Here is a 10876-nt window from a genome sequence, read left to right as displayed (position 1 = left end):
CAGGTGGGGTGGTGGAGGGTACCCCCCCCTGGGTTTCGGTCCCCTCCTTCACTCTTCCCTCCTTCTATTTCCCCCCTCCCCCCTCCCCCCGAGCTCGCCCCGGGCAGGGTGCGAAAAGCGACCTGATATTTCTGCCAGTTGTGCTGCAGCCCAGACCGCTCGATCATTTCGGCATCGCTGATCGAGGCAGGGATGCCCTAATGAAGAACCGTATCCGGGCCATACAAATCGGCTTGCTTGTGCTGTTGGCAGCAGGGATTCTGGTCGCGCTGCAGGTTCGCAAGGAGCCACTGATCACCCCCGCGCCCCCCCAGCAGGCGGAGCAGCCCAGCGCCCGTCCTGGCACAGGCTGAATCGCATCAGTCGCGGCCAAACCGCAACGGGCGTGGCTGGTCTATAGTCAGATCAACTGACGAGGATCCGCCATGACCCATCCTTCCGGAACTGACGAGCGCAGGCGCTTCCAGCGCATCGACTTCGACGCCCCCACCGAGCTGAAGCAGGGCAGCCGGCGCTGGCCGGTGAAACTGCTCGACCTGTCGCTCAAGGGCCTGCTGGTCGAGCGGCCGGAGCCCTGGGACGCCGACCTGACCCAGGATTTCGATGCGCTCATCCACCTCGACAAAGAGGTCAAGGTCCGCATGCAGGTGGAACTGCGCCACGAAGAACCCACTCGCCTGGGTTTCGTCTGCCTCTATATCGACGTCGATTCGATGACCCATCTGCACCGTCTTGTGGAGCTGAACCTGGCCGACAGCACCGAAATGATGCGCGAACTTCGCGAACTTATCGAAGATTGAAATCTTTTAGCCTGCTAAGAAAATGACCCACCCCTATTTCCTGCCCATCTAGACAGCTTTTCACAGGCTGCCAAGCTTTTTGTACACACCCTTCTAAACCGCCCTCCCCATATTGGAACGCTATCTGCATTGCGGTCAGGAACACCGTCCTGCCGGGTCTGCGGCTGCCCAGATCAAAATATTGTATACAATTTATCTGGCAATATTTTGTCGGAGCTGTCTACAGTATCGGCACAACAATAAACAGAGAGCCTGCTCCAATGACTACGTCCACCAGCACGTCTCCTGCCAAGCGCCCCGAGGACGAAAACCTCGGGCTTGGTGCCAACCTGGCTTATGGCCTGCAGCATGTCCTGACCATGTACGGAGGGATCGTCGCCGTGCCACTGATCCTGGGTCAGGCCGCCGGCCTGGCCCCGGCGGAGATCGGCCTGCTGATTGCCGCATCGTTGTTTGCTGGCGGACTGGCCACCTTGTTGCAAACCCTCGGGCTACCCTTCTTCGGCTGCCAGTTGCCACTGGTACAGGGCGTGTCGTTCGCTGGCGTGGCCACCATGGGGGCGATTCTCGGCAGCCAGGGCGGCGGAGGCCTGCCGGCGGTGCTGGGCGCAGTCATGGCGGCATCGCTGATCGGCTTTCTGATCACTCCGGTGTTCTCGCGAATCACCAAGTTCTTCCCGCCGCTGGTCACCGGCATCGTCATAACCACCATCGGCCTGACCCTGATGCCGGTGGCCGCACGCTGGGTGATGGGCGGCAACAGCGCCTCGCCGGAGTTCGGCAGCATGGCCAACATCGGCCTGGCGGCGCTGACCTTCGCCATCGTCCTGCTGCTGAGCAAGCTGGGCAGCGCCAGCATCTCCCGCCTGTCGATCCTCCTGGCCATGGTCGCCGGCACGCTGATCGCCTGGGCACTGGGCATGGCCGATTTCAGCAAGGTCGGCGAAGGCCCGATGTTCGCCTTCCCCACGCCATTCCACTTCGGCATGCCGACGTTCCACATCGCGGCGATCCTGTCGATGTGCATCGTGATCATGGTGACCTTGGTGGAGACCTCGGCGGATATCCTCGCGGTCGGTGAGATCATCGACACCAAGGTCGACTCCAAGCGCCTGGGCGACGGCCTGCGCGCCGACATGGCATCGAGCATCCTGGCGCCGATCTTCGGCTCCTTCACCCAGAGCGCGTTCGCCCAGAACGTCGGCCTGGTGGCCGTGACCGGGGTGAAGAGCCGCTACGTGGTCGCCACCGGCGGGGTGATCCTGGTGGTGCTCGGCCTGCTGCCGATCATGGGCCGGATCATTGCCGCAGTACCCACCCCGGTGCTGGGCGGTGCAGGCATCGTGCTGTTCGGCACCGTGGCGGCGAGCGGCATCCGCACCCTGTCGAAGGTGAACTACAAGAACAACGTCAACCTGATCATCGTGGCCGCCTCGCTGGGCTTCGGCATGATCCCTATCGCCGCGCCGAACTTCTACCACCAGTTCCCCAGCTGGTTCGAAACCATCTTCCACTCGGGCATCAGCTCGGCGGCGATCATGGCGATCCTGCTGAACCTGATCTTCAACCACTTCACCGCCGGCAACTCGGACCAGCAGTCGGTATTCGCCGCCGGGTACGAGCGCACCATCCAGTATTCGGACATCTCGGTGCTGCGCGATGGCGACTACTTCAAGGATGGCAAGCTGTTCGATGCCGATGGCAACGAAGTGCCGGTGATGGACATCGATGAACACGGCGAACAGGTGCTCAGACGCAAGGCGGTGGCGGAGCACTGACAGGATGCAAAGCCCATAGAAGCGGTGCAGCCATCAAGCGACACCGCCTTCAACCGCGCGCCACGAAGTACCCGTTCAATACCTCCACATCCTTGGCATCCAATACCCCCGCCAAGTAGCGCAACTGCACCCAGGCCCGCAGGTACTCATGCCGGGCCTGGGCCAGATCACGCCGCGCCCCGTACAGCTGCTGCTCGGCATCGAGCACATCGAGGTTGACCCGCTCTCCCCCCTGCACGCTGCGCCGGGTCGCCTCGACCAACGCACTGGCCGCATTCACTGCCATCCCGTAGGCGCGGATCTTCGCGGTGCTGCTGGCGCACAGGTTGAACTGGCGACGCAACTGATTGAGCGTGTCGCTGACCTGCGCATCGACCTGGAACTGCAAGCCATCGCGCTCGGCCTGCGCCTGGCGCACCCGCGCCGACACACCACCACCGGCAAACAACGGCACGCTCAGTTGGATGCCGACGCTGTCGGTGTCGTAGCGCTGGTTGTAGGTACTCTCCGAGCTCGAACTGGAAATTCCCTTGCTGACGTAGGCACTCAGGCTCGGCAGGTGCCCGGCACGTTGACGCTCCACCCCTTGGGCTGCGACGTCCAGCGCATGCCGCTGGCTGGCCAGCTCGGCGTTGTGCGCCAAGGCCAGGTCGCGCCAGGGCTCGAAACGCGCTGGCACCAGCGGCTGCACCGAGCGCGACGGCAACATCGGCGCGAGGTCTTCGGCGCCGACCGCCTCACCGATGATCGCCTGCAAGCTGCGCAAGGCCGCGTCGAGATTGTCGCCGGCCTCGATCTCCTGAGCCTGGGCCAATTCGTAGCGGGCGCGCGTCTCCAGCACATCGGTGCGGGTGCCTTCGCCATTCCTGAGCAAGCGCTCGTTGAGCTGCAGTTGCTCGGCAAAGGTACGCCGCTGGGCCTGGGCCAGGGCGATCTGCTCGTCGGCGAACAGCGCTTCGCTGTAGGCGGAGAACACCCTCACCATCAGTTCCTGGCTGCGACCGCGCAGGCGCTCGTTGGCCATCGCTGCCTGGGCCACGCCACGGCGATAGTCGCTCCACACTGCGTAGTCGAACAACGGCTGCTGCAGAGTCAGGGTCGAGGTGTAGCTGCGGTAGTCACGCTGGCTGGTCACATCGCCGAACTGACTGCGCTGGGTCACCTCCGAGTCGTTGCGTGCACGGTTGTAGCGATAGGAGAGATTCGGCAACAGCCCCGCGCGGCCGATGGCGAGGTTCTCGACGCCGGCATCGCGCTCGGCGATGGCCGCGTGCAAGGTCGGATCATTACGCAGGGCCAGGGCGTAGGCATCGCTCAAGTCCAGGGCATGCGCTGGCAAAACCAGGCCCAACAACAGGATGGGCAACAACAGGCGCATCGGCTCACTCCTCGCTCAGGGCGATGTGCACCCGGTCGGCCAGCGGCTTGAACAGGTAGCTGAGCAGCGATCGCTCACCACTGCGCACGAAAGCTTCCACCGGCATGCCCGGGCGGATATCCAGGCCAGCCAGTTGCCGCGCGCCCTCGTCGCTGACCTTGATGCGCACCTGGTAGTAAGGCTGCTGGGTCTTTTCATCGAGCAGGCGGTCGGCCGAGACCAGGCTCACCTCCCCCGCCACCCGTGGCGTGGTGCTCTGGTTGAAGGCGACGAACAGCAACTCCACCGGCAGGCCCGGGCGCAGGCGATCGACGAGCTCTACTGGCGCGCGAGCATCGACCAGCAACGGCGCATCGCGGGGGACGATTTCCATCAGCTGTTGACCACGCGCGATCACCCCACCGTTGGTGAACACACTCAGCCCCACCACGGTGCCGGCGACCGGCGCGCGCACCTGGGTGTGGGCCAGGTCGAACTCGGCGCTGCGCAGGCGATTGCCCAGGTCCTCTGCGCTGGCCTGGGACTCGCTCAACTGCTGGCGTACCTCGTTCTGGAACTCCTGGCGACGCTGGCTGGCACGCAGCTTCAACTCCTGTACCTGGCGCCGGGTGCGGCCGATGTTGCCGAGGTCTTCGGCAATCGAGCCATTGACCTGCGCCAGCAGGCGCTCGCTGTCGAGCAGGCGGTTACGCGGGATGTAGCCGTCACGGGCCAGCTCGCGCAGGCCGCGCAACTGCTCGTCGAGCGCCTCGCGCTGGGCCTGCTTGCTGCTCATCGAACCTTGCAGGCCGCTGAGCGACGCTTCGGCACCGGCGATGCTTTCGTTCAAGCCCGCCAGTTCCAGGCTCAGCGCCTGGGCCCGGCTGGTGCGTAGTTGTCGCTGCGTTTCCAGCGCAGTCGCCACCCAGGGGGTGGCGGCTTCGGCGAGCAGATCGGCCGGAAAGGTCACGCTCTGCGCCGAATCGCGCTCAGCCAGCAGCCGCGCCTCCATGGCCCGCGCATTCACGTACTGCACCCGCAACGAACCCTGCTGGGCCTGGGCTTGGGTCGGGTCGAGGCTGAGCAGCACCTGGCCCGCCTGCACCTGATCGCCGTCGCGCACCGAAAGCTGACCAATCACCCCGCCCGTGGGGTGCTGCACCGCCTGCCGACTGCCGGCCACCACCACATTGCCACTGACCGGCACGCCCTTGTCCAGCGGCGCCAGCGCCGCCCATGACAGGAAGCCACCAAAACCGGCCAGCACCAGCCAGCGTCCGGCCTTCGCCGGGCCGCGGGCGTCGTCACGCAGGGGGTGGATATTGCCCGTCGCAGCAGGGCCGGGCGCGGGGGGAAACAACGGGTGCACACTCATGTTCACGATCTCTGACCACCCTGGTTGAAGCTGTAAGTCACGCCGGTACGCACCGCGGCAGGTGGCGGGGCGCTGGGGGGCGCAGGCCGGGTGGCGGCCTGCAGCACCCGCGTGGTCGGGCCGAACTGCTGCATCACTCCGCCGTGCAGCACCAACAGCTTGTCCAGCCCCAGCAGCAGGCTCGACTTGTGGCTGATCATCACCAGTGTCCGGCCCCGCGCCTTGAGCTCGGCGAGCGCTGCCAGCAAGGCGCGCTCGCCAGCTTCGTCGAGGTTGGCGTTGGGTTCGTCGAGCACCACCAGCGCCGGCAGCCGGTACAGTGCCCGGGCCAGGCCGATGCGCTGACGCTGCCCACCAGACAGCCCCGCGCCGCCCTCGCCCAATTGCGTGTCATAACCCTGCGGCAGTTGCAGGATCAGCTCGTGTACCCCGGCCAACTGCGCGGCCGCGACCACTTCCGAGGCGTCCACCGCACCAAGCCGCGCGATGTTGTCGGCAATGCTGCCAGCGAACAGTTGCACGTCTTGCGGCAGGTAGCCGATGTGCGCGCCCAACGCCTCAGGCTGCCACTGCGCCAATGCAGCGCCGTCCAGGCAGACCTTGCCCGACTCCGGATTGGCAGCGCCTACCAGCAAGCGGGCCAAGGTCGATTTGCCGGAGCCGGAAGCGCCAATCAGCCCCAGCGACTCACCGGCGGCCAGCTCGAACCCGATGCCGCTCAGACAAGGACGCTGCCCACCTGGCACCCGCGCATTCAACTGCTCGACCCGCAACCGCCCCTGTGGCGCTGGCAGCGGCATCCCGCTGGGCAGAGGCGGATAACGGCGCAGCAGCAACCCCAGGCGCTCGGCACTCTGGCGCGCCGAACCCCATTGGCGCCATACACCGATCAACTGATCGATCGGCGCCAGCACCCGGGCCATGAGGATGGAGCCGGCGATCATCATCCCCGGGCTGATCAGGTGCTCCAGCGCCAGCCACGCCCCCAGCCCCAGCACCAGCGACTGCAACGCCAGGCGCACGCTCTTGGACACCGCAGTGATTGCCGCGCTGCGCTCGCTGCCCAGGTTCTGCCGGGCCAGAAAGCCATGGTGCAGCAGGCTCCAGCGCTGGCGCACAGCGCCGAGCATGCCCATGGCGGCGATCGCCTCGGCATTGCCCAGGTTGCTCGAAGCCTGCTGCATCGCCTGCTGCGACAACCGCCCGGCTTCGATGAACTCGCCTTGGGTCAGGCGCTCGTTGAGCCAGGCCAGCCCGGCCAGCAGCAGCGCGCCAACCACTGCCAGCAAGCCCAGCCATGGGCTGAACAGAAAGATCACCAGCAGATACAGCGGAAACCAAGGGGCATCGAAGAACGCGAACAGCGCTTGCCCGGTGGCGAACTGGCGCAACTGGGTCAGGTCGCCCAGGGCCTGCTGGGCACTGCCCTTGTGGCCGTCGAGGCTGGCCTGGAACGAGGCGTCGAACACCCTCGGGTTGAGCTGCAGGTCCATGCGCGTACCCAGGCGAATCACCACCAGGCTGCGCAGCCACTCCAGCACACCCAGAAACGCAAACAGGCCCAGCACCATCAGGCTGAGCATCAGCAAGGTCATCTCGTTGCCCGACGACAGCACCCGGTCGTAGACCTGCAGCATGTACAGCGCCGGCGCCAGCATCAGCACGTTGGCCACGGCGGTGAACAGGGCGATGTTGCCCAGCCCGCCACAGCAGGACTTGAGGGTCTGCCACAGTTCATCGGCAGCGGCGTTGCGCGGTGTACTCATCGATGACCTCGAAGGACGAGGCGGCGCCGCCATTGACCCGGCAGCCGCCACCTCGCAGAATTTCGCAGCACCCCGGCCCGGGCCCGACAAGACATGGGCCAGGGTGCAGGCAACACGGCCAATGACAGAGCGATCTGCCATTGGCCTTTTTCATGCCCGGCCTCAGGCCGCCAGGGCCAGGTCCTCAGGCAACGCCTGAACACCCACTGCCTCGGCTGCAGCGAAGCTCGACGCCCCGCCACCGAGTGCCGCGGCGATGGCGTCGAAGGTGCTGTCGGTCGACACGCCGTAGCTGGCCAGCAAGGTATCCAGTACGCCTTCCAGCGCCGAGGTGTTGCCCTGCATCAGGCCGTAGATCACGCTCTGTACTTCGTTGCCGGCACGGCCAGCGCCCAGCGCGGCGTCCAGGTCCAGGCCGTTGAAGCTGACCACGTAGTTGCTCAGGCTGAAGTCGCTGCCACCGCCACCGCCGAGGACTTCGCCGAGGCTGACGTTGTCCAGCGAACCCCACAGGTAGTGGTTCTGGTTGTCGCCCGGCGCCTTGAGCGGATCGAAGACGTAGTGCAGGCCGTTGGCGGTGTCGGAATCGGCGATGAAGGCGTAGTCCGAACCATTGGCGCCATGGGTGGCGTACTGGTCGCCATCACGGCTGCCATTGCTGAAGCCGCCGGTGTTGCTGTAGCCGTGACCGGCGGTGACGAAACCTGCGCTCCAGAAGGCCAGGTAGTCGTCGACGGTGGCGCTGCCGAACGCTGGATCGTAGGTGACGGAAATAGTCATGACGGTTCCTCTGTGCTGCTTGGTTGAGACGAAGGCGTCTTGCCCTCGTGTTGCCCGGAGTGGGCGAACCCAGGTGTTTCAGAATCGGTATTCGAGCATGCCGCTCAAGGTCCGGCCGCGGGCCAGGGACAGGTTGTTGACGTCGCCCATGGCCACGAAATAGGCCTCGTCGGTGGCGTTCTCCAACGACAGCGCCAGGTTCAGGCTGGGGGTCATCCAATAGCTGGCGTACAGGTCATAGACTTTGTATTTGGGCCACATGGCCTGGTCGATCTGGCTGTAGCCGTGGGTGTCGAGGTTCTTGCCGTTGCCTTCGCTGTAGCGCAGGCGCATGCCGACATCCAGGGTCTTGTCGAGAAAGCGCATGCCCAGGGTCAGCGAGCCGCGGTCGGCCGGCATGTAGGACGCGTTGCCCATGATGTCGCCGCAGCTGACGCGGTTGTTTTCCGTGGCATTGGCCTCGGCCCGCGAGACCCGTACCGGCAGCATGATGATGCGGCTGCCGACCCGCACCGGGCGCAGCACGGTTCCGGCGCTGACCAGCTGTTGGGCGCCGCCCAGGTAGAACTGGTTGGAGCAGAAGTCGTTGCTGCCGATCATGTGGGTGTAGCTGAGCTGGCCGTAGTAGTCACCAGCGTCATAGTCGAGGCTGTATTCCACACCACGAAATTGCGTGGTCTCGAGGTTGTTCTGGTACACCGAGCGGCCCAGGGCGATGCCCGATACGCTGGAGCCGGGCAGGCTGGCGTTGGTGTCGAGAAACGAAAAGTTGTCGATGCGCGTATCGAAGTAGGCGATCTTGGCTGCGAAGCGGTCGCCACTGCGCAGCAGCGACTCCTTGAAGATGTTCAGCCCCAACTCCCAGTTGTGCGACTCCTCGGCCTTGAGGAAGGGGTTCGGGTAGACCATCTCGTTACCACCGCCATGCGGGCGGCCGCTCATGTACGCCTCGGTCACCGCCGGCGGACGCCAGCCACGGCCCCAGCGCGTGTAAACCTGCAGCCAGTCCAGGCCCGGTTTCACGGCGACGCCGAAGGTCGGCGAGAAACGGCCTTCTTCGCGGTCTTCCTCGAACAACAGGTCGGTGCGTTGACGGCGCAGGTTGGTCTCGGTGACGCCCTCGGGGTACATCCAGGTGGTGACCCCGGTCTTGCCGGTCAGGCGATAGCGGTCATAGCGCAGGCCGGCATCGACCACCAGCCAGTCGTCATGCTCGTAGCTGAGGTTGCCGAACAGGCTGGCCATGACCCGCTTGCCCTTGGGGTTGGCACCCTGCACGTAGGGCAGCGACTCGGTTTCGTTGACCGCGGCGATGCGGTTGGTGCTGGGGCGGAAGGTGTCCTGGAACGCCTCGCTGCCGTAGTTGAAGGTCAGGCTGTCGGCCTGGAACAGGTGCCAGCGCGAGGTGTTCTGCAGTTGCAGACCCCAGGTGTCGGTCTGGTAGCGGTCGGTGTAGTCCTCGACGCGGTTGCCGCTGTTCTCGGACGAAGCGTTGTTGGCGTTCCAGCGATCCTGGCGGGTGGTGACGTAGTAGAGCTTGGCCTTGAAGTCGATCAGCTCGTTGGGGTTGAAGCTGTAGTCCAGGGCCGCGTTCCTGGCGTTGATGTCGTTGGTGCCGGTGACGCGGTAGTAGTAGTTATGGCTGCCGGAATCCTTGACGGTCCAGGCGTCCTTGCTGTCGGTGTCGGTCTCGAAGTAGCTGAACTGCAGGCGTTGCTCGTCGGGCAGGTTCAGGCCGAGCTTGAAGATCTGCGAGCGGGTCACGCTGTCCATCCCGCCGACCTCGCCGTTGAGCCAGCTCTTCCAGGCCTGGCGGTCCTCGAGCTTGCCGCGCATCTGGGTGCCGAGATTACCGGCGTTTTGCGTGCCGCTGCGGTAATCGCCGAAATGCCGCTCACTGTGGCCGACCAGGATGTCGCCGACTTCATTGCCCACGGCGAACAGCGCGCTGCCATTGAAGTAGGTGCCGTTGCCCAGCGCGCCGATGCCATGCCCGGCGCGCAGGCGACCGCCGACCTCCTTGCCCGGCGCGAGCAAGTCGCGGGCATCGATGGTGCCGAAGCTGGCGATCCCGCCGATCACCCCGGCGCCGCCCATGCCAGCGGAGGTGCCTTTGTCGATCTCGACGTTCTGCACGAACTCGGGGTCGATGAACATCACGCCGTTGCGCTGCTGATGGCCATTGACGCTGAAGTTCTGGCGCATGCCATCGATGTTCATGTTGACCCGGCCGTAGTCCTGCACGCCGCGGATGTTCACCGACAGCCCGGGGTCGCGCTGGTTGACCGCGGTGTACACGCCGGCGGTCTGCTCGAGCATGTCGGCAGCGTGGCGCGGAGGGCGCTGGTCGATATGCTTGCGGGTGACGACGCTGACCGAGCGCGGGGTCATGTAGACCCAGTCGCCGTCACGGGTGGACTCGACGTGGGTCGCACCCAATTCCAGCGCCTGGTCGCCCGATTCCACCCGCTCCAGCCCCACTTGGCCAGCTGCGCTGAAGCGATAGCGTACCGGCGTGCCTTGCAGCAGTTGGCGCAGGCCATCTTCGGCGGCATGCGCGCCCTGCAGGCCTGCACTGTTCAGCCCGGCCAGCTTGCGGCTGTCGAAGAACACCTGCACACCCGACTGTTCGGCGTAGGCCAGCACGGCGCTGTCGAGCGCCTGGGCCGGGATGTCGAACTGGATCAGTTGGCGGCTGGCGGCGTTGGCCGCTGGCGCGGCGTGGGACATGCCGATCCCCATCGGCAAGGCACAGGCGCCCAGGACCAGGCTGCTGGCCAGGGCGAGGCGACCGAAAGGTCGAAGGGTCTGTTGTCGTGGCGTGGTCACTGCGAAGGCTCGTCTGTTGTTGGCGCTTTCTAGTAATGAAAATCAATCTCAACAATCAGACGCGCAGGGGTGGAAAAGTCAGTAAGGGAAAATGAAAAAAGATTTTGCGGGGGGGTTGGAAGGGGCTGAGATCACCGGCATCGCCGGGGTCAGAAACCGCGGTGTCCTTTTCGCGGGCAAGCCCGCTCCTA

General features: G+C 65.2%; 7 protein-coding genes. 2 read left to right on the top strand and 5 right to left on the bottom strand.

Going from position 1 to position 10876, the window contains the following annotated elements:
* The first annotated feature begins 425 nt into the window (after window positions 1-425).
* Together ACPZMI_RS00880 and ACPZMI_RS00875 are read left to right on the top strand one after the other, a co-directional pair.
* Window positions 426-800, top strand: coding sequence for a PilZ domain-containing protein (locus ACPZMI_RS00880; protein ID WP_411383261.1), 375 nt, complete (start codon window positions 426-428; stop codon window positions 798-800).
* A gap of 260 nt (window positions 801-1060) precedes the next feature.
* Complete coding sequence (locus ACPZMI_RS00875; protein WP_186668378.1) at window positions 1061-2578, top strand: nucleobase:cation symporter-2 family protein; 1518 nt, start codon at window positions 1061-1063, stop codon at window positions 2576-2578.
* A gap of 49 nt (window positions 2579-2627) precedes the next feature.
* On the opposite strand, the gene ACPZMI_RS00870 is transcribed toward ACPZMI_RS00875, so the two are convergent.
* The 5 genes from ACPZMI_RS00870 to ACPZMI_RS00850 form a co-directional block, all read right to left on the bottom strand.
* Window positions 2628-3956: a TolC family outer membrane protein gene (locus ACPZMI_RS00870; RefSeq protein ID WP_426351485.1), complete on the bottom strand. Its 1329-nt coding sequence runs from the start codon at window positions 3954-3956 to the stop codon at window positions 2628-2630.
* A 4-nt stretch (window positions 3957-3960) separates the two neighbouring features.
* Window positions 3961-5310, bottom strand: coding sequence for an HlyD family type I secretion periplasmic adaptor subunit (locus ACPZMI_RS00865; protein WP_426351484.1), 1350 nt, complete (start codon window positions 5308-5310; stop codon window positions 3961-3963).
* Between the two features lie 2 nt (window positions 5311-5312).
* Window positions 5313-7076 carry a type I secretion system permease/ATPase gene (locus ACPZMI_RS00860; RefSeq protein WP_426351483.1) on the bottom strand — a complete coding sequence of 588 codons (1764 nt, stop codon included), beginning with the start codon at window positions 7074-7076 and terminating at the stop codon, window positions 5313-5315.
* A 162-nt stretch (window positions 7077-7238) separates the two neighbouring features.
* The gene (locus tag ACPZMI_RS00855) at window positions 7239-7856 is read right to left on the bottom strand and encodes a heme acquisition protein HasA (RefSeq protein WP_186710384.1); all 618 of its coding nucleotides are present in this window, start codon (window positions 7854-7856) and stop codon (window positions 7239-7241) included.
* Window positions 7857-7934: 78 nt separating this feature from the next.
* Window positions 7935-10598 carry a TonB-dependent receptor gene (locus tag ACPZMI_RS00850; RefSeq protein WP_426351486.1) on the bottom strand — a complete coding sequence of 888 codons (2664 nt, stop codon included), beginning with the start codon at window positions 10596-10598 and terminating at the stop codon, window positions 7935-7937.
* Between the last annotated feature and the right edge of the window lie 278 nt (window positions 10599-10876).

The sequence above is a fragment of the Pseudomonas wayambapalatensis genome, from assembly GCF_049942315.1.
Lineage (GTDB): Bacteria > Pseudomonadota > Gammaproteobacteria > Pseudomonadales > Pseudomonadaceae > Aquipseudomonas > Aquipseudomonas wayambapalatensis.
The sequence above is the reverse complement of the archived record's forward strand: the minus strand, read 5'-3'. Positions and strand labels throughout refer to the sequence as shown.

Bases quoted from the DNA above. Each gene is read 5' to 3' on its own strand.
- ACPZMI_RS00860 (WP_426351483.1), bottom strand. From the start codon at position 7,076: ATGAGTACACCGCGCAACGCCGCTGCCGATGAACTGTGGCAGACCCTC.
- ACPZMI_RS00870 (WP_426351485.1), bottom strand. From the start codon at position 3,956: ATGCGCCTGTTGTTGCCCATCCTGTTGTTGGGCCTGGTTTTGCCAGCG.
- ACPZMI_RS00850 (WP_426351486.1), bottom strand. From the start codon at position 10,598: ATGGGGATCGGCATGTCCCACGCCGCGCCAGCGGCCAACGCCGCCAGC.
- ACPZMI_RS00855 (WP_186710384.1), bottom strand. From the start codon at position 7,856: ATGACTATTTCCGTCACCTACGATCCAGCGTTCGGCAGCGCCACCGTC.
- ACPZMI_RS00880 (WP_411383261.1), top strand. From the start codon at position 426: ATGACCCATCCTTCCGGAACTGACGAGCGCAGGCGCTTCCAGCGCATC.
- ACPZMI_RS00875 (WP_186668378.1), top strand. From the start codon at position 1,061: ATGACTACGTCCACCAGCACGTCTCCTGCCAAGCGCCCCGAGGACGAA.
- ACPZMI_RS00865 (WP_426351484.1), bottom strand. From the start codon at position 5,310: ATGAGTGTGCACCCGTTGTTTCCCCCCGCGCCCGGCCCTGCTGCGACG.